The 18,705-nt window shown below is 68.7% G+C and carries 19 protein-coding genes; all 19 read right to left on the bottom strand.

Annotated elements, in window-relative coordinates; translation table 11 throughout:
* Nucleotides 1-56 precede the first annotated feature (56 nt).
* Entirely contained in the window at nucleotides 57-326 is a 270-nt protein-coding gene (rpsO, locus tag H6844_05710) for a 30S ribosomal protein S15 (protein MCB9928896.1), read from the bottom strand.
* Nucleotides 310-1,305 carry a tRNA pseudouridine(55) synthase TruB gene (truB, locus tag H6844_05705; protein ID MCB9928895.1) on the bottom strand — a complete coding sequence of 332 codons (996 nt, stop codon included), beginning with the start codon at nucleotides 1,303-1,305 and terminating at the stop codon, nucleotides 310-312. The genes rpsO and truB overlap by 17 nt, the downstream gene beginning before the upstream one ends.
* The gene (gene rbfA, locus H6844_05700) at nucleotides 1,305-1,688 is read right to left on the bottom strand and encodes a 30S ribosome-binding factor RbfA (GenBank protein MCB9928894.1); all 384 of its coding nucleotides are present in this window, start codon (nucleotides 1,686-1,688) and stop codon (nucleotides 1,305-1,307) included. The genes truB and rbfA overlap by 1 nt, the downstream gene beginning before the upstream one ends.
* A gap of 42 nt (nucleotides 1,689-1,730) precedes the next feature.
* Complete coding sequence (infB, locus tag H6844_05695) at nucleotides 1,731-4,589, bottom strand: translation initiation factor IF-2 (GenBank protein MCB9928893.1); 2,859 nt, start codon at nucleotides 4,587-4,589, stop codon at nucleotides 1,731-1,733.
* A 7-nt stretch (nucleotides 4,590-4,596) separates the two neighbouring features.
* Nucleotides 4,597-5,250: an RNA-binding protein gene (locus H6844_05690; GenBank protein MCB9928892.1), complete on the bottom strand. Its 654-nt coding sequence runs from the start codon at nucleotides 5,248-5,250 to the stop codon at nucleotides 4,597-4,599.
* A 20-nt stretch (nucleotides 5,251-5,270) separates the two neighbouring features.
* Complete coding sequence (nusA, locus tag H6844_05685; protein ID MCB9928891.1) at nucleotides 5,271-6,923, bottom strand: transcription termination/antitermination protein NusA; 1,653 nt, start codon at nucleotides 6,921-6,923, stop codon at nucleotides 5,271-5,273.
* Nucleotides 6,924-6,925: 2 nt separating this feature from the next.
* Nucleotides 6,926-7,450, bottom strand: a complete 525-nt coding sequence (gene rimP / locus H6844_05680; GenBank protein MCB9928890.1) for a ribosome maturation factor RimP — start codon at nucleotides 7,448-7,450, stop codon at nucleotides 6,926-6,928.
* 191 nt (nucleotides 7,451-7,641) lie between these two features.
* Entirely contained in the window at nucleotides 7,642-8,388 is a 747-nt protein-coding gene (gene trmB / locus H6844_05675; GenBank protein MCB9928889.1) for a tRNA (guanosine(46)-N7)-methyltransferase TrmB, read from the bottom strand.
* A complete protein-coding gene (locus H6844_05670; protein ID MCB9928888.1) occupies nucleotides 8,343-9,524 on the bottom strand; it encodes a methionine adenosyltransferase in 1,182 nt (393 codons plus the stop codon). Before H6844_05670 ends, trmB begins: the two co-directional genes overlap by 46 nt.
* Nucleotides 9,525-9,730: 206 nt before the next feature.
* Entirely contained in the window at nucleotides 9,731-10,183 is a 453-nt protein-coding gene (locus H6844_05665) for a helix-turn-helix transcriptional regulator (GenBank protein MCB9928887.1), read from the bottom strand.
* A gap of 320 nt (nucleotides 10,184-10,503) precedes the next feature.
* Nucleotides 10,504-11,385, bottom strand: coding sequence for a TIGR01459 family HAD-type hydrolase (locus tag H6844_05660; protein ID MCB9928886.1), 882 nt, complete (start codon nucleotides 11,383-11,385; stop codon nucleotides 10,504-10,506).
* Between the two features lie 75 nt (nucleotides 11,386-11,460).
* On the bottom strand, nucleotides 11,461-12,531 hold the full coding sequence (locus tag H6844_05655) for a quinone-dependent dihydroorotate dehydrogenase (GenBank protein MCB9928885.1): 1,071 nt from the start codon (nucleotides 12,529-12,531) through the stop codon (nucleotides 11,461-11,463).
* A 36-nt stretch (nucleotides 12,532-12,567) separates the two neighbouring features.
* Nucleotides 12,568-12,756, bottom strand: a complete 189-nt coding sequence (locus H6844_05650; protein ID MCB9928884.1) for a hypothetical protein — start codon at nucleotides 12,754-12,756, stop codon at nucleotides 12,568-12,570.
* Between the two features lie 322 nt (nucleotides 12,757-13,078).
* Complete coding sequence (gene terL / locus H6844_05645; GenBank protein MCB9928883.1) at nucleotides 13,079-14,554, bottom strand: phage terminase large subunit; 1,476 nt, start codon at nucleotides 14,552-14,554, stop codon at nucleotides 13,079-13,081.
* A complete protein-coding gene (locus tag H6844_05640) occupies nucleotides 14,551-14,874 on the bottom strand; it encodes a hypothetical protein (protein ID MCB9928882.1) in 324 nt (107 codons plus the stop codon). The genes terL and H6844_05640 overlap by 4 nt, the downstream gene beginning before the upstream one ends.
* Before the next feature lie 5 nt (nucleotides 14,875-14,879).
* Nucleotides 14,880-15,212, bottom strand: coding sequence for a hypothetical protein (locus H6844_05635; protein ID MCB9928881.1), 333 nt, complete (start codon nucleotides 15,210-15,212; stop codon nucleotides 14,880-14,882).
* 32 nt (nucleotides 15,213-15,244) lie between these two features.
* Nucleotides 15,245-15,847, bottom strand: coding sequence for a hypothetical protein (locus tag H6844_05630; GenBank protein MCB9928880.1), 603 nt, complete (start codon nucleotides 15,845-15,847; stop codon nucleotides 15,245-15,247).
* Nucleotides 15,848-15,864: 17 nt separating this feature from the next.
* The gene (locus H6844_05625; protein ID MCB9928879.1) at nucleotides 15,865-16,116 is read right to left on the bottom strand and encodes a hypothetical protein; all 252 of its coding nucleotides are present in this window, start codon (nucleotides 16,114-16,116) and stop codon (nucleotides 15,865-15,867) included.
* Nucleotides 16,109-18,703 carry a hypothetical protein gene (locus H6844_05620; protein ID MCB9928878.1) on the bottom strand — a complete coding sequence of 865 codons (2,595 nt, stop codon included), beginning with the start codon at nucleotides 18,701-18,703 and terminating at the stop codon, nucleotides 16,109-16,111. The genes H6844_05625 and H6844_05620 overlap by 8 nt, the downstream gene beginning before the upstream one ends.
* Nucleotides 18,704-18,705 lie beyond the last annotated feature (2 nt).

Below are 18,705 nucleotides of genomic sequence, written 5' to 3'. Positions count from 1 at the left end.
GTCTTCATCCTTACATCATGCGGCGCCGGACCCTTGCCCGGCGCCGTTTTCCGGGGTTACCGGCGCAAACCGAGACGTTGAATCAAACTGCGGTAGCGAGCCTCTTCCTTGCGGCGGACATAGTCCAGCATGCTGCGACGCTGGCCAACCAGCATCAGCAGGCCGCGCCGCGAGTGCACGTCCTTCTTGTGCTCTTTCAGGTGCTCGGTCAGGTTCTTGATCCGCTCGGTCAGGATCGCGACCTGGACTTCCGGCGAACCGGTGTCCCCTTCGACGCGGCCGTATTCCTGGATCAGTTCCTGCTTACGCTCAGGCGTGATCGACATCGTCTTGTCCTTCCATCGTTGTACCGGCCGCGATATCCTTTCGTCGCGGCTGGTGGATGATCCGCATGGGCTGGGCCTGCCCTTCCTCGAGACGCACGAGCGCAACCGTGACCCCGTCGCAGACGGCGCGGAGGATGTCGCCATCCTCGAAATCCGCCACCCGGTCGAGATCGCTTCTGCGGAACAGCGCCACGGGGCGGCCTTGCCTCAACCCGGCGGCTTCGCTTCCGGAAACGGCCAGCGCCGGGATGTCGGCCAGCGCGGTCTCCACCGGAAGCAATTCTGGTGAATCTTGGTCTATATGACCCACGGCCTCGAATTTGGCCAGAGGGTGGGCGGTGTCTTCGTGGAACGGTCCAACGGCGATTCGACGCAGCGCCGTCACATGACCGACCGTGCCCAGCGCCAGCGCGATGTCGCGGGCCAGGCTGCGCATATAGGTGCCCTTGCCGCATTCGGCCAAAAACACCGCATGATCGGCGTCGGGAATCGACTCGAGTTCGAGCCGGTCGATCTCCACCACGCGCGCCGCCAGTTCCACCGCCTGGTTCTCGCGCGCCAGGTCATAGGCCCGCTGGCCGCCCACCTTGATCGCGGAATAGGCCGGCGGCACCTGTTCGACCTCGCCGACGAAGCGCGGCAGCACCGCCTCGATCGCCGCCTGGTCCGGGCGGACCTCGCTGGTCGCGGTCACCTGGCCTTCCGCGTCGTCGGTGTCGCGCGCCTCGCCCCAGCGCACGGCAAATCGGTAGATTTTGCGCCCGTCCATGACATAGGGCACCGTCTTGGTCGCCTCGCCAAAGGCAATCGGCAACACGCCGGTCGCCAGCGGGTCGAGCGTGCCGCCATGGCCGGTCTTGGCGCCCTTCGCCAGGCGCTTGACCACGTTGCACACCCCGGTCGAGGTGATCCCCGACGGCTTGTCGACGATCAGCCAGCCGTTGACGTGCGATTTCTGTTTGCGCCGCCGGCCGGCCATCAGTCGCGCTCCTTCGCCAGCAGGGATTCGATGCGCTCGGCCGCCGCGAACGACGTGTCCGGCTTGAACGAGAGGTTGGGCGTGAACTTGGCCTCGATCATGCCGGCGATCTGGGCGCGCAGATAGCCGCGGGCATGCTGCAACGCCGCCACGACCGCCGCCGTGTCGCCGCCGCCCAGGGGCGTGACGAACACGGTCGCGTTCTTCAGGTCCGGCGAGGGGCGAACCTCGGTCACGGTGATGTGGGTGTGGGCCAGGACCGGGTCGCGGAACTCGCCGCGCGCCATGATCTCCGACAGCGCATGGCGCAACAGCTCGCCCATGCGCAACTGCCGCTGCGAGGGGCCCGGTGCGCCCACACCGGCGCGTTTGGCGCGGCTCATGCGCTTGGTCCCCTCGAAACGGAGGCCCGCCGGCGCTGCCGGCTAGATCGTGCGGGCAACCTCTTCCACCTCAAAGCATTCGATCACGTCGCCGACCTGGATATCCTGGTAGTTCTCGAACGACATGCCGCATTCATAGCCTTCGCGCACCTCTGCCACGTCATCCTTGAAGTGTTTGAGGGTTGCAAGCCGGCCTTCGTGGATCACCACATCGTCGCGCAGCAGGCGGACGCCGGAGCCACGGCGGACAATGCCGTCGATGACCCGGCAACCGGCGATCTTGCCGACCTTGGTGATGGAGAACACCTCGCGGATTTCCGCATTGCCGATCTGGCGCTCGCGGATCATCGGGGCCAGCATGTCGCTGAGCGCCGCTTTGATGTCGTCGATCAACTCGTAGATGATCGAGTAGTAGCGAACCTCGACGCCGTCGCGGCTGGCCAGGTCGCGCGCCTGTTTGCTGGCGCGGACATTGAAGCCAACGATGAAGCCTTCGGACGCCGCCGCCAGGGTCACGTCGGATTCGTTGATGCCGCCGACGCCGGCGTGCAGCACGCGCACGCTGACCTCGTCATTGCCCATCTTCTCCAGCGCGCCGACAATGGCTTCCTGCGAGCCCTGCACGTCGGCCTTGATCACGACCGACAATTCCTTGGTCTCGCCGGCCTTCAGCTTGTCGAACATCTGGTTCAGCGAACCGCGCGCCGCCGCGGCGGTGCGCTTGTCGCGGTCGAGCCGCTGCCGGTATTCGGCAATCTCGCGCGCCCGCGCCTCGTTCTCGACCACGACGGCCTCGTCGCCGGCCATGGGCGTGCCCTGCAGGCCCAGAACCTCCACCGGCATGGACGGGCCGGCCTCTTTCAACTGCTGGCCGCGCTCGTCGACCATGGCACGCACCCGGCCCCACTCGCTGCCGACGACGATGGAGTCGCCGATGCGCATCGTGCCGCGCTGCACCAGAATGGTGGCGACCGAGCCGCGGCCGCGATCCAGCTTCGCCTCGACGACGATGCCGTTGGCGGGCCGGTCGGGGTTGGCCGTCAGTTCCAGGAATTCCGACTGGAGCAGGATCGCCTCTTCCAGCGCGTCCAGGCCGATTTTCTTCAAGGCCGACACGTTGACGAACTGGACGTCGCCGCCGAAGTCCTCGGCCACGACCTCGTGCTGCAACAGGTCCTGTTTCACCCGCTCCGGATTGACGTCGGGCCGGTCGATCTTGTTGACCGCGACGATCATCGGCACGCCCGCGGCCTTGGCGTGGGCGATCGCCTCCACCGTCTGCGGCTGCACGCTGTCATCGGCGGCCACCACCAGGATGACCAAATCGGTGACGCTGGCACCGCGCGAGCGCATCGCACTGAACGCGGCGTGGCCGGGGGTATCGAGGAAGGTGATGCGGTCGCCGGAGGCCAGCTGCACCTGATAGGCGCCGATATGCTGGGTGATGCCACCGGCCTCGCCGCCGGCAACGTCGGTGGACCGCAGCGCGTCCAGCAGCGAGGTCTTGCCGTGGTCGACATGGCCCATAATGGTCACGACCGGCGGGCGCGGCCGCAGATCGGCCGCATCGTCCGCCGGGCCGGCCAGGCCTTCCTCCACGTCGGAATCCGCGACACGGCGCAGATTGTGGCCGAACTCCGCCACCACCAGTTCCGCGGTGTCCGCGTCGATGGTCTGGCTGAGCGAGGCCATCACGCCCATGCGCATCAGGGTCTTGACGACGTCGGCGCCGCGCTCGGCCATGCGGTTGGCGAGGTCCTGCACGGTGATCAACTCGGGAATGACGACGTCGCGCACGATCTTCTGCTGCTCTCCACCAGACTGGCGCTGGCGCTGGCGTTCGCGCTCGCGGGCCCGGCGGACGGAGGCCAGGCTGCGCTGCCGCTCCTCCACCGTTCCCTCGTCGAGCGCCTGGGTGATGGTCAGGCGACCGGTGCGGCGCCGCGGCTCGCCACGGGTGCGCGCGGCGGCGGGGCGCTTGGCATCGCGACGACCGCGCCCGTCTTCCTCCTCCGTCGGGGCGGCACGGCCACCGGCAAAGCGGAGATTGGCGGCGGGCTCCGGCGGCATGGCATCGGCGGGCGACACCGCCTCGGCGGCCCCGTCCTCTTCGCGGCGGCCGGACCGGCTCTTGCGCTTGGGCGCGGCCTCGGCCTCGTGCCGCGCGGCCTCCTGCGCCCGGCGGGCGGCATCGGCTTCCTGCTTGCGCCGCTCTTCGGCCTCGGCCTCCTGCAGGGCGCGCAATTCGCGTTCTTCGTCCGTCAGCTCCGCCGGCGCCTTCGCCTCTTCCGGCTCCGGCGCGGCGGTCTCGGCTTCCGGCGCGGCAGCGGCGACCGGCTCCTCCGCCGTGGCGGGCGCGGCCTCGACCGGCTCCTCGGCCATGACGGGCTCTGCGGCCGCGGTCGTCTCGGCCGCTTCGGCCTCCCCGACGGGCTTGGCCTCGGCCGTCACCTCTTCCGTCTTGGCCGGCTCGACCGGCGGGGCCGGGGCACGGGCCGCGGCCTCGGCGGCATCGATGGCGGCCGCCTCTTCGGCTTCGCGCCGCGCACGCTCTTCCGCCAGCTGGCGCCGGCGTTCGGCAGCGTCATCGGACGGGCGGGGCCCCGGCTCGGCCTTGGCCGGCGCCGCCTTCTCGCTGGCCTCGCCGCTTTTCTGCAACGAGCGCAGGGCGCGGATACGGGCCGCGCGCTCTTCGTCGCTCAGCCCGCCGGCGCCGCGGCCGCCTTTGCCGCCGCTATCGCCCGCGGCCCGCTTGCGCTTGACCTCGACGGTCACGGTCTTGGTGCGGCCGTGCGAGAAGCTCTGCCGGATCTTGCCGCCATCGCCACCCTTGGAGAGGCCCAACTTCCCCTTCGAAAGGGACAGTTTGCCAGATTCGCGCTCGATCGTCTTGTCTGCCATGATCTGCTTATTGCTCTCCGCCGGCGCCTTGAAGGTGACCGCCTAACATGCCTGAGTACCGAAGCGCATCGTGCACGAAGCGCTCACTCAATTTGCCTGGCGCCAACGCCAGATGAACCAGATGGTCCCGGCCCAGGGCATTGCCCAGTTCCACGGCCGTGAACCAATCCACGAGAGGCAGGCCACGCGCGGCGCCCGCCAGTTTTGCCTTGCCGTTCGCCGCGCCGTCCACGGCTTCGATTAGCACCGCAACCCCTTCGTGCGCCAGGGCCTCGCGCACCTGGAAAAACCCGGACTGCAACTGGCCGGCCCCCCGCGCCTGGCCAAGCCAGGCGAGACAGCGCGCGCGCAACAGGTCCGTCACGGTCGCGACCAACCCGTCCGGCACCGTGGCCGGGCCGCGGGCCGCTTTCGCGAAGGTGTTATTCTTGCAGGCTTTTTCCAGGATTGCACGATCCGCGGAAACCCAGAGGCCACGCCCGGGCAGCACTTCCGCCAGATCGGGAACAACGGTCCGGTCCGGATCGAGGACGAACCGGATCAGACCGTAGCGCGGCCGCGGTTGCCGGCTGACGATGCAGCGACGCGTCGGCGCATCGCCGCCCGTCGTCGGGCGCCGCTCACGCTGCGCATCGTTTTGCTGCTGCACTGCCGCTGTCATATCCGCGAGTGCCCACCTTTCTATTCCGCTGCCGGCTCGGACTCGGCCGAACCGTCGCCTTCCGGCGCATCCTCGCCATCGCCTTCCGGCGCATCCTCGTCGTCGAACCAATGGGCGCGGGCCGCCATGATGATGGCATCAGCCTCCGCGGCTCCGATCGGGCTGGTATCGGCACCCAATCTCTGCGCCGTTTCATCCAAAAGCGCAATCTGATCGACCGTCGCGGTTTCCGTTGCCGGATTGACGATATAGCGCAGTTCGTCGCTCGCCAGATCCGCCAGATCATCCAGACAGTTCACGCCCGCCTCGCCGAGCCTCACCAGCATGGCCAGCGAAAGCCCCTCGACCTCCAGCAGGTCGTCGGCAATTTGCAGTTCCTGGATGCGCTGGGTCAGCCGCTCCTGCTCGGCCAGGACGAAATCCTGGGCGCGGCGGCGCAACTCCTCGGCGATTTCCTCGTCGAAGCCTTCGATCTCGGTCAGTTCGTCCAGTTCGACGAACGCGATTTCCTCGACCGAACTGAAGCCCTCGGCCACCAACAAATGGGCAATGACATCGTCCACGTCCAGGTCTTCGATGAAGGCCTGGGTGCGCAGACGCACCTCTTCCTGCCGGCGCTCGGATTCCTGCGCCTCGGTCATAATATCGATCGACCAGCCGGTGAGCTGGCTCGCCAGGCGGACATTCTGGCCGCGCCGGCCGATGGCCAGGCTCAACTGGTCGTCCGGCACCACCACTTCGATGCGGTTGTCGTCCTCGTCGATCACCACCTTGGCCGCCTCGGCCGGGGCCAGGGCGTTGACGACGAAGGTGGCCGGGTTCTCCGACCAGGGAATGATGTCGATGCGCTCGCCCTGCAACTCGTTCACGACCGCATGGACGCGGCTGCCGCGCATGCCGACGCAGGCGCCGACCGGGTCGATGGAGGAGTCGTAGGAGATGACGGCGATCTTCGCCCGGCTGCCCGGATCGCGGGCGGCGGCCTTGATCTCGATAATGCCGTCATAGACCTCCGGCACTTCCTGCGCGAACAGGCGGCGGACGAAGTCCGGCTTGGTGCGCGAGAGAAAAATCTGCGGCCCGCGGGTTTCCTCGCGCACGTCGTAGATCAGGGCGCGCACCCGGTCGTTGCGGCGAAAATGCTCGCGCGGGATGATCTCGTCGCGGCGCAGAATGGCTTCGGCCCGGCCCAGGTCGACGATGACATTGCCGAACTCGACCCGCTTGACGACGCCGTTCACGATCTCGCCGACGCGGTCGATATATTCCTGATACTGGCGCAGGCGCTCGGCCTCACGCACCTTCTGCACGATCACCTGCTTGGCGGTCTGCGCGGCGATGCGCCCGAAATCCACCGGCGGCAGGCGGTCGATGAGCTCGTCGCCGATGGCCGCGTCCTTTTTCTCGCGCCGGGCGGCCGAGAGCGGGATCTGCATGGCCTCGTTTTCGATTTCCGCCCCGTCCTCCACCACTTCGCGGTGGCGGGTCAGGCGGATGTCGCCGCTCTTGCGGTCGATTTCCGCGCGGATGTCGTGCTCCAGGCCGTATTTGAACCGACCGGCGCGCTGGATCGCCTGCTCCATGGCCTCCAGCACTTCCTCGCGGTCGATGCCCTTTTCGCGCGCGGCGGCATCGGCCACTTGCAGCAGTTCGGCGCCGAGAATTTGCACCATGGTTATTGAACTCCCTCATCCGCCGGCGCGACGTCCGACCGGGCCGCTTGATGCGCGGCGATCAGAGCATCGGTCAATACCAGCTTGGCCGATTGGATCTCGTCCAACGGCAAATCCACGGTTTCCCCATCCACGTCAAGGCGGACGATATCATCGGGCACGAGCCCCACCAACAGCCCTTTGAACCGGCGGCGCCCGCCCCGGCTTTCCGCCAGTTCGACCTTGGCCTCGAATCCGGCAAAGCGGTCGAAATCCGTCGGGCGGGTCAGCGGCCGGTCGATTCCGGGCGAGGAGACTTCCAGCGCATAGGCGCCGTCCACCGGGTCGAACACGTCGAGAATCGGCGAGACGGCCCGGCTGACCGCGGCACAATCGTCCACGGTGACATCGCTGCCGTCCGCGCGCTCGATCATGATCTGCAACACCTGGCGCCGGCCGGCGAAAAACCGCACGCGCACCAGCGCGAAGCCCAGGGCTTCCACCTGCGGCGCGAGAGCGTCTTCGATGTGTCTGGGTCCCCGTTCCACTCGGACTCCTGGGTGGTTTGGCCTCTGCCGGCGCCGTCACGCGACCGAAAGCACTGGCCCGATAACAAAACAGGGCGGGCCCATGGGGACCCACCCTCTCCATAGGGTTGGTATAGAGAGCGTCAGCGTCGGTTCGCTGTCCTGCATCTTGTATAGCGTTGCAGCCGGCCAATTTCAAGGTTAATCGGCTTTCAAGGTTCATCGGCCGGCCGGCCGTTGCGCCGCAGCGAAAGATAGGTGGGCGGCCTTCCCGCGGCCCGGCCCTTTTCCTCGAACCGGGTCTGCGGCCAATCGGCCGGAGCCCGGCGCCAGTCGTCGGCGGACCGGGGCGCCCAGGCAAAGCCCGGATGCCGCCGCAACACAAGCAGCATCCAGACCAGATAGCCGACATCGTCGGTCGAGACGCGCAACTCCGCCCCCGCAGGCATCAGCCGCGTCAGTTGGTCCAGAACCGGCCCGCAGACCATGCGGCGGCGCCAGTGCCGGCGCTTCGGCCAGGGGTCGGGATGCAGGATGAAGGTTCGGGCGATGCTGGCCTCCGGCAGGCGCGCCAGCAGCAGCCGGGCGTCGTCGTCCAGCACCCGGATATTGTCGAGCCCCTGCTCCGCGGCCGCCGCCACCAGCGCCGCGACGCCGTTCAGGAACGGCTCGACCGCGATCACGCCGACATCGGGGTTCCGGGCCGCCTGCCAGACCGCATGGCTGCCATTGCCGGCGCCGATCTCCAGCCAAACCGCCCGCACCGGCCGGCCGAAGGCGGCGGCAGGGTCGAAACCACCGGTCTGCGGAAGCGAAAGGCGCAGCCGCGGCAGAACATCTTCCACCGCATGCTGCGCCCGTTTGCGCAAGGGCCGCCCGATGCGGCGGCCGTGAACGCTTCGCCTGGAACCGGTCAGAGCGCCTTCAGCAGGCGATCCACCAAGTCCGTCTTTTCCCACGAGAAATGGCCCTTATCGGTCGGCTGACGGCCGAAATGTCCATAGGACGAGCTCGGCGTGTAAATCGGACGGTTCAGGTTCAGGTGCTGACGAATGCCGCGCGGCGACAGGTCGAACAGCGTCGGCAGAACCTCTTCCAGCCGCGCTTCGGTGGCGCCGCCCTTGATGGTGCCGTGGGTGTCGACATAGAGCGACAGCGGCTTGGCGACGCCGATCGCATAGGCGACCTGGATCGTGCACTTCTCGGCCAGACCGGCGGCCACGACATTCTTGGCCAGATAGCGGGTCGCATAGGCCGCAGACCGGTCCACCTTCGACGGGTCCTTGCCGCTGAACGCGCCGCCGCCATGGGGCGCCGCACCGCCATAGGTGTCGACGATGATCTTGCGCCCGGTCAGGCCCGCGTCGCTGTCCGGGCCGCCGATGACGAACCGGCCGGTCGGGTTCACATAGAACTCGTCTTCCGGGCACATCCAGCTGGCGTCGGGCAGCACGTCCATTACGAACGGCCGCACGATCTCGCGCACATCGCTGGTGCTGAGCGCCTCGTCATGCTGGGTGGAGACGACGATGGAGGTCGCCCGCACCGGCTTGCCGTCGCGGTATTCCAGCGTAAACTGGCTCTTGCTGTCCGGCCCCAGCCCCTTGACCGCGCCGGACTTGCGCGCATCGGCCATGCGGCGCAGCACTTCGTGGCTGAAATGGATCGGCGCCGGCATCAGGTGCTCGGTCTCGTTGCAGGCATAGCCGAACATCAGGCCCTGGTCGCCCGCGCCCTCGTCCTTGTTGCCCGAGGAGTCGACGCCCTGGGCAATGTCGGCGGACTGGTTGTGCACCAGCACATCGACCTTGGCGTTTTCCCAGTGGAAGTTGTCCTGGTCATAGCCGATGTCGCGGATCGCCTGGCGCGCCAGCTTTTCCATCAGTGCATGATCGACACTGGCGGGACCGCGGGTTTCGCCTGCGATGCAGACATAGTTGGTGGTTACCAGCGTTTCCACGCCGCAGCGCACGGAATCCGCCTGATCGGTGCTCAGATAGGCATCGACGATCGAGTCCGAAATCCGGTCGCAGATCTTGTCCGGATGGCCTTCGGAAACGGATTCGCTGGTGAAAAGATAGGAAGATCGGGCCACAGAATATCCCCTTGCGTCATATCGGCAACTCGGATGCGCACTCCGTCCCGGAGGTCACGCATCGCTCGTGCGGCGCCTGTTCTGCCTAAAGTGGTTGCCCGCCGTCAAGTGCACGCGCCTCGAACCGCGGTCAAACCGCAGGCCGCGATGGCTTAATCCATCACCGCGCCCAGGCCCGCCCGGCCCGCCGACAATCGCCCGCGGCCTCAATCTTCGCGCGGCGGACCACCCGCCATCGACCGCATCAGGTCCAGCATGCGCCGCCGCACGGCGGGATCGGGAATGGCGTAATAGGCGCGCACCAGCAGCAGGGTCTCGCGCTGCGACATCGGATCGGCCTCGTAGGACGGCCCCGCCCCCTCGTGCAAGGCTGACGGCGGATAGCTGGCGTCGTCCATGTCTTCGAAGAAATACGTGACCGGCACGTCGAGGGCCCGCGCCAGTTGGTAAAGGCGCCCCGCGCCAATGCGATTCGCACCGCGTTCGTATTTCTGAACCTGCTGGAAGGTCAGATCCAGCGCCGAGGCCAGCCGTTCCTGACTCAGTCCCAGCAAGGTCCGACGCTGCCGAACCCTGTTTCCGACATGGACATCGACCGAATTCGGTTTTCCCCTTGTCTTTCTTTGCACTTTTGGTTCGCGCGCTTCGGCTACCGCCATTGCCCTAACACTCCTCCTCGACGACCTAAAGACCGATTGTCTACACCCGGAGATATAGGGTGAATCCAATTCGGGCGATATACGGTTGAATACATATTGTCAGTATACGCTTGTATGGGTCAAGCGTCATTCTCTTAAAACGCGAACTTTCCCTCACAAATCGACCGCAGAGTGTTAGGGTTACCGCCTCATCTGGGCAATTTTGTGCCGAATTGCGGCAAAACATGGTTCAATCTACTTAGTCCTTATGAGGTAATTTCTTAAGTAGATCTCATACGATGATAAGATGTCGCAACCATATATTTTAAGATAGCCGATTCCTACCACCGAAGTTGAGACAAAACGTATGTCGGATTCGCCCCAATTTGGCGCGCGACGGCCTGCACCGCGTGAGGGTCGTTCTGCGACGGCCCGATGTCGTCGATATGAATGCCAGCGGTCAGGAACAGCGAGTCGATTCCCATCAGGTTCGCGCCCTTGATATCGGTCCGCAGGCCGTCGCCCATGGCCAGCAGCCGGCGCCGGTCGGCAATCCCCGTCAGGCGGAAACACTGGTGATAGACGGACGGATACGGTTTGCCGTGATAGCTGACCGCTCCCCCAAGCTCCTGATAACGTTGGGCCAGGGCGCCGGCGCAAATCGTCAGCTGGTCGCCGATATGCACCACGAGGTCCGGATTGGCGCAGACCATCGGCAGGTTGTGCGCCAGTGCCTGCCGCAGCGCCGGCGTGTAATCCTCCACGGTCTCGTCATTGTCGATAATGCCGGTACACAGGACGAAATCCGCCTCGGCCAGGGATTCGACCAGCGTCAGGCCGTTGTCGGTGTGCACGCTGGCGTCGCGCTCCGGCCCCATGCGGTAGCACCGCGCCCCCAACGCGGCGTGGAACGGATCGGCCCGCTCGGCGAGCGCCATCCAGGCCGCCTCGCCGGAGGACATGACGTGGTGGTAGGCCGCGCGCGGCACGCCCATCTCGTCCAGGCGCCTGACCAGAACCGACCCGCGCCGCGGCCCGTTCGAGAGCAGGCACACCTGCTTGCCCCGCTCGGCCGCGCGCAACAGGGCGTCGACCGCCGCCGGAAACGGGGCGATGCCGTTGTGCACGCAGCCCCAGAGGTCGACCAACAGGCCGTCATAGGCGTCGATCACCTCGGCCAGGCCGGAAAGGATTTGCGGGATGGCGGCGGAGGGCTCGGTCATGGCAATGAGAAATCCTGATGGAGAGGCGGCGAACGGGCGGGGCGATCCGGGGCGGTCCGGGACGGTCCGGGACGATCAGCGATGGTCGGCGGCCACCGCGTCGGCGACACGGGCAAAGCCATCGCGGGCCAGCAAGGCCGCGAGTTCGGCATGAATCCTACCGATAACGCCCGGCCCGTCATAGACCATGGCGGTGTAGAGTTGCAGCAGCGAGGCACCGGCGCGGATCTTGGCCAGCGCGGTGGCGCCGTCGCTGACACCGCCCGCGCCAATGACGAAGCCGCCGCCGCTCGCCTGCCAGACCACGCGCAGCAGCTCGGTCGAGCGTTGGAACACCGGCGGCCCACTCAGCCCGCCGGTTTCCCGGGCGTTCGGGCTGCGCAGGGAATCGGGGCGGGCGATGGTGGTGTTGCTGACGATCCAGCCGTCGACCAGCCCGGCCTCCGTCATGCGCCGGACCAGGCTCGCCGCGGCCTCGTCGGAGAGGTCGGGGGCCAGCTTCACCATCAGGCGACACGGGCCCGGCATCGCCGCCAGCGCCGCGCGTGCCCGCCCGGCAATGGCCAGCAGGCTGTCTTCCTGTTGCAGGTCGCGCAGGCCGGCGGTGTTGGGCGAGGAGACGTTGACGGTCACGAAGTCCGCATGGGGCGCGAACGCCCGCACGCCGGCCTCGTAGTCCGCGGCCGGATCGGTGCTGTCCTTGTTCATGCCGAGATTGACGCCGACCACCCCCGCGGCCTGGCGCGAATAGCGGCGGAAGGCGGCCAGCCGCTCGGCCACGACCGCATGGCCGGCGCTGTTGAAGCCGAACCGGTTGATCACGGCCCGGTCGGCGGTCAGGCGGAACAGTCGGGGCTTGGGATTGCCCGGCTGCGGCCGCGGCGTCACCGCCCCGATCTCGACGAAGCCGGCCCCCAGCGCCAGCAGGGGCGCCATCGCCTCGCCGTCCTTGTCGAGGCCGGCGGCGATGCCGACCGGCGAGGCCAGCCGGCGGCCGAACGCCTCCGTCGCCAGACTGTCCGGCGCGGGCGGCAAGGGCGGGACGAGCCCCAGGCGCAACGCGCAGAGAGCCCCGCGGTGCGCCGTTTCCGGGTCGCAGAGCCGAAACGCCCGCATCGCCCAGTCCTGAATGATTTGGTCCGCCATCGGTCCGCCCAGTGTCGAGAGATTCCGCCCCGTGTATCAGCCGCCTCTCCCCGCCGCCAGCCGGTCCAGCGCCGCACGGTAGAACACGATCTCTCCCAACTGCACCACCGGCTTCTGCCCGGTGGCCCAGGCAGGCAGGTCGCCCAGGCGGTGAAAGCGCGTCGCGCCGCGGCTCGGGTCGGCGATGGCGCCGGCCAGCGCGCGCCGCGCCGTGCGCTCGGCCATGTGCGGTGGCTGGCGCTGCCCGCAACCGGCAGCCGGCGGGTGCGGGCCCGGCCGTCGAGCGCGTCGTCCGCCAGCATCCGCATGCGGGCTCCGGCCCGCACCAGCACCGCGGCCACCCCTTCCATGGCCCGGACATTGCCGTCGAGAACGATGGCGTCGAGCAGGTCGGCCAGATGCCCGGCGGGGCTGCGGTGGGCGTCGGCGATGGCGAGCGTAGGGGCGAGCGTGCGGCCGTGGCGGTCGGTTGCCGGCTGCAGGGTGGCGGCCAGGGTCATGGGCGGGTTTCCTTTTGTCCGAAGGGGTTGGGAGGGTGGGAAACGGGTCAGAGGGAAAAGTCGCTCGGCGCCTGAACCGGGCCGTGGCCCCACCAGGGCGCGGTCTGTCCCGCCATGGCGTGCACCGGCAGGCGCACCGGTGCGGCGGCGATGGCGCCGGCGACGGCGTCCAGGCCGTCGTCGCGCTGGTTGCGACCCGGCCGCCACTCCCGCATTTCGCGGGGAAACGGCGTCTCCAGCACCGAGCGATGAACGCGCAGCAGCCGGGCGGCGAGCGGCACTTCCAACGCCGCCAGAATGCGCGTGTCCTTGGCCTGACGGGCGGTGGCGCTCTGAACGCTGACGCCCAGGCGCCGGCGCGCCAGTTCGCGGCGCAACAGGCCCGGCAGGAAGGCGCCGATGCCGTTGGTCTCGATGGTGAGGCCGGGCAGGTAGAGGTCGGCCGCCAGCTCCGCCACCTGCCGGCATTGCTGGCCGGCGGGGTCGAGCGGATCGGCCGGATCGACGCGCAGATAGGCGACGCGGTGCAGCCAGAGCCCGCCGTCCGCATCGCTGAACACGACGGCGAACACGCTGCCGTCGCCCCGCTCGCCCTGACCGAAGGCCGGGTCCCACCAGCCGCTGGCAGCGACCAGGCGCGTATCCCCCAGCGACAATTCCGAGCGGCCGTTGCGCACCGTCAGCACCAGGTCCGCGTCGTAGGCGCGCATCCGGTCCGGGTCGAGCCGGGCGGCATCGGGGGCCTCCGGCTGCAACAGCATCTGGCTGGCAAAGGCGGAAGGGCCGATCCGCGCCCGCATCGCCGCCACGGCGTCCGGCGGGAACCGCTCCGGCCAGGCACTGCTGCCGTCGCGCGCCAGGATCGGCACGGTGCAGCGGCGATAGCCCGCCAGGAATGGCGCGTCCTCGCCCATCTCCGCGCGCGGCGCATCCGCATAGATCGAGTAATAGGTGTGCGGCGTGCCGGCATAGATCTGGAGCCCGTCCGGCGAGACGATGTGCTCGATCTCGCCCAGCCGCTCGCGCAGCCAGGCGCGGCGCGCGGCGGTGGCAGCGGTGTTCGGCACCTCGACATCGTCGCAGATCACCGTGTCCGCATGGGCGCCGGTGATATTGCCGCCGATGCCGCGGGCCAGCAGCGACGGATCGCGCCAGGTGGCCGTGCGGGCGACGGTAAACGCCTCGTCGGTCCAGAGCCCGGCGCCCTTGCCGCGCAACGGCGCGCAGAGCGGATGGCGCTCCACCACCTGCCGGGCATAGCGGCTGAGCTTGGTCGCCAGCGCCTGTTCCGCCGCCAGCACCAGCACGCGATGGTCCGGGTGGCGGTACAGCAGCCAGGCCGCCAGCAGCCCCAGGAGGGTGGACTTGCCGCAATTGCGGAAGGCGAGCAGCAGCAGCCGTTGCTCGCCCTCCATCAACCGCGCGGCCAGCCAGCGCAGGATGCGCCGGTGCACGGCCGGCGTGGCCTGCCCCTGCCAGCGCTGCCAGAGCAGGGCGAATTCGGGGAAGGACAGCGGGGTCATGGCTCCGGCTCCCCCTCCCCGTCCCGGCTTTCCGCCAGTTCCTCGCGGATGCCGGCCAGCATCCGGTCGAGATCGGGCGGCTCCGAGCCGCCGGTGGCGGTGAGACGGGCCTGCACCAGGTCGTGCACGCGGATCAGCGCCTGCAAATGGGCGAGCGCGGCCTTGCGGGCGTTCTCCCAGGCGGTGACCTCGCGCGGGCCGTCGTCCTCCGCGGTTTCGAGGCGCATCAGCCGGCGATAGAGCGCGAACTGGCCGTGAACCAGGGTCGGCAACCGCGCGGCCAAGGACTGCCACGGCTGTTCCGGGTCGGGATCGGCCATGCGGATTACGCCGGATCCGCCGGCGGTGCCGCGGGCGGCGGGCGCACGTCCAGCCGCTCGCCGACCGCGACGAGGCAGGTCAGGCCCGACGGCAGCGTTGCCAGCAACGTCCAGCCGCCGGCGGGGCCGGCCCACAACTCCATCACCTGCCCGCTTCGGGCCAGGCCGAACGCCACCTGGCGTTCGTCATGACGGCCGGCGAGTTGCGCAACCACCTCGGGTCGCGGTCCGCAAGGCACGGTCACCGTGGCCGTCGCCGCCGCGGCGGACGCCCCGGCCGGGCCTGCGGCAGAGGCGAAGAATCCTATCAGGGTCAGGGCAAACAGGCTCGATTGCATTCCACCATTCTCCCCAGGGTCGGGACGGGATCTCAGGCGCCGGCAGCGGCGCAGAAGGCGGCCAGTTGCGAGCGGATGACGAGAAAGTCCTGGGCCGCGCCGGGCATCCGGCTGAGATGCAGCAACACCGGCTCGGCAATGCTGGCGCCGATCACCGGCACCAGGCTGGCGGCCAGGGCCGACTGGTAGGCGACGGAGGCCGCCTCCATGTCGCCGCCGTCGGCAGCCGCGGCGTACATCCCGGCCACCGCCGCCGTGAGCGTATCGTTGGCCACGGACGGGTAGCGGGCCAGCACCCGTTCCGTCAGCAATTCCGCCCGCTTTGCCCGGCTCTCCGGCCCGCAATCCGGCCCCAGCAATCCGTCGCCCACGGTATCGCCCAGTCCGGAGCAGGCACCCAGCAGCACGGCCAGACCGATCGCCGCCAGACCGACCCAGACCGGGCTGCGGAGCGTCGCCTCCGGCTTGGCCGTCGCCGGGTCCGCGGGCCGGTTTGGCACCAGCAACACGATGGCTGCGGTCAGCACCACGCCCAGCGCCTGTTCCAGCTCGGGATCGAACGGCACGAAGGCGGCGGCGATCTGAATCGCCGCCTGGGCGATTCCGGCCGCCCAGGCCTTGTTGTATCGCGACATGATTGTTCCCTTTTTGTTCATGTGAAAAGCGAACGGCTCAGCAGGTCGGTCATCAGCCCCAGCAGGCTGACGACCAGCAGGCAAAGCACGCTGATGATCCAGCGCCAGATCGAGAGGAGGCGCATGTTGATGCGTTCGGTCTGGCGCTGGATATGGGCCATGAAATCGCGCAGATTGGCGTGGCGCTCGTCGCAATGGCGCTCGTGCGCCGCCAGCCGGCCGGCGACTTCCGCGATGCGCTCCCGCGCCTCGGTGTCGACGTCACCCATTCGCCGCCCCCACTTTCTGGACCACGAGCGAGCGCCCCGGCACCTTGCTTTCCAGCGTGTGGGTGTCGGCCTCGGCCCGCCATTCCAGAGCGAACGTGTTGCTGCCCTGGACCAGGGCCACCGGCACCGTCGCCATGGACACGACGACACCGGCGTCGTCCGTCGGCGGCAGATACTGGGTCGTCTCGGCGATCTGAGCGCCGTTCAGGGTCAGGCGGGCCAGGTTGGCCTTGGTGGCCGGCGCCTGGTTCACCACGTGCAGGTTGAAACTCACCAGCGCCAACTCGCCCGCCTCTCCCTGCACGCTCACCTGTTCGCCGGTGGAGACGAAGGTGGGGGCCGTGGTGGCGATCGCCGCGGTCGACGCCGCATGGCGGATCACCGATGGCGCCGGCAGCGCGCGCAGCAGGGCGATGAAGGCGCCGAAGGCCGGGGCGTACATCAGATAATGCCCGGCGGTGCTGGGATGGTTCACGCCATTGCCGCCGGCGCTGTCGGCATTGCCGGCCCAGTCGCCGAGCCCGACCAGGTCGTCCTCGTGCAGCAGCGGCCGGGCATAGCGGGCGGGATAGCCCACTTTCAGCGTACAGCCGATCTGCGGCGAGCCCGCCCCGCCCCGATAGGCGCGGTAGGCGCAGCCGCCCTCGCGGAGGCTCTCATGGTCCAGCGCGTCGAGCTTCAGGACGCCGTCGATCCAGACCCGATGCCGGGCGCCATCGCAGCGCAGGCGCACATGGTTGTCCGCGCCGACGGTGGCGGCACCGGCGATCACCTGGGCCTTGGAACCGCCCTTCCAGTAGAGGCGAAGATTGCCGCCGGACCACTGGAACTCGTAGCGTTCGAGGGGGGTATCCGGGTCGATGCGGTAGTTGAAGGCCAGCACGTCGCCGCTCTGGGCCGGCCGCCAGGTCAGATCGGCCTGGAAATCCGCCGCCGCCAGCTTGCGCCACGGCCGAGCCGTGCCACCGAACACCAGCCGGCCGCTGTTCAGGCTGACGCCTGCGGCGCTGCCTTCCAGATAGTCCCACCAATCGGTGCCGAAGGCGCGGAAAGCGTCCTCCCGAAACCACAGGCGACGCCCCTCGTCCAGGCCGTCGCGCAGGAAATGGTGCACGCGATTGGCGTCGATCAGGGACAGGCGATGCTGGCGGGCCAGCGCGCGCAGGATGCGGTAATGGCTGTCGAGCGCCACCTGCTGCGCCCGGTAGGCCGGGTCCAGGCGGGTGGGCAGGAAGGTCGCGACCACGGCCATGCTCGGCGGCTTCGCCCAGGTCCGGGTGAAGGCATGGAAGCCGGCGACCGCGTCGGCATACTCCTGGCCGGTCATGGTGAAATTGTTCATGCCATGGGCCCAGACCACCAGGTCCGGCGCGGCATTCGCCACGTGCTGCCGCCAGGAAACGCCGGTCTCGGAGCCGGTGCTCCAGGAATCCGCCGGAAACGGCCCGGGCGGGGCGCGGTAAAAGCCCAGATCCCGGTCCGACGGCTCCGCCGCCAGCGCCAGATAGTTCGGATCCGCCAGATGCTGGGCGTCGCGCTGGCCCAGCGACAGGTTCTCGAACGTCCAGGCGACGCGGGGGAAGGCGTGCTCCAGCGACTGCTGGAACAGGGCCGCCCAGCGGTTTTCCGGCTCGACGTCATAGACCCCTTCGGTGATGCTGTCGCCGACGAACACCACCTTGACCGCCCCGTCCGCCATCGCCCGCGCCAGGGCCGAAAGGTCGGGCGTCGGCCCGGCCAGATCCGGCAGCAGGCCGGCCAGCATCGCCACGGCCCGGCCGGTGCCCTGAGGGTTGAACAGGGCGTGGCGCGCCTTCAGCGGCGTTTCCGTCGCGGCCGGATCGTGCAGCGCGCCCGCGCCCTCCAGCCGGTAGGGGCGGATGGCCGCCAGGGCGTCGGCCGCGACCGCATAGTCGCCCTTCGGCAGCCCGTGCGGCTCGTCCAGCGCCGCCAGCACCGGGCCGTCGTCGCGGCTGCCGTCGCCGGCCGCGCCGCGGTCCAGCACCGTCGGCATCGCGGCAAAGCGGTCGGCGAGCGTGCGCGGCGTCACCTGGCCCGTGCCGGTGACATAGCGGTCGCTGGCATCGTCCGGCAGCGAGGCGGTGGGCGCCAGCGTCACCGGCGCGCCGGTCGCATCGAAGGCCAGCAGCTTGCCGGCGCGGGCCTGACTGTCCGGCAGGGTGGTGTCGACATCCGGGTCGGCCGGCGGCAGGCGCAGGCCGCGGATCACGTCGGTCTCGATCTGCTGCATCGCGGCGGTCTGGTAGTCCAGTTCGTCGTTCAGGGTCTTGGCGCGGAAGTCGCCGCCTTCCTGAAAGTCGCTGGTGCGCTGCACCGGCAATTGCCGGCGGATGGTGATGCGCGCGCCCGATGCCGGCGGCGTCAGAAACGCGACCGAGCCGCCATGGCTCGCGCCGACGCCGGCGGTGGTGTAGGTGCCCGATTGCAGCAACCCGTCCAGGAACACCTGCAGATTGCCGGCCGTGAAAATCGGAAAGGGGAAGACGAACACGCTCTGCACGCCGTCGGCGACGTATTGCACCCGGGGCGGCGTGGTCGTGATCTGGATATGGCCGCTGTTAGCCATGG

Source organism: Alphaproteobacteria bacterium, from assembly GCA_020638555.1.
Taxonomy (GTDB): domain Bacteria; phylum Pseudomonadota; class Alphaproteobacteria; order Bin95; family Bin95; genus JACKII01.
Note: the sequence above shows the minus strand (reverse complement) of the source record. Positions and strands in the feature narration are given on the sequence as shown.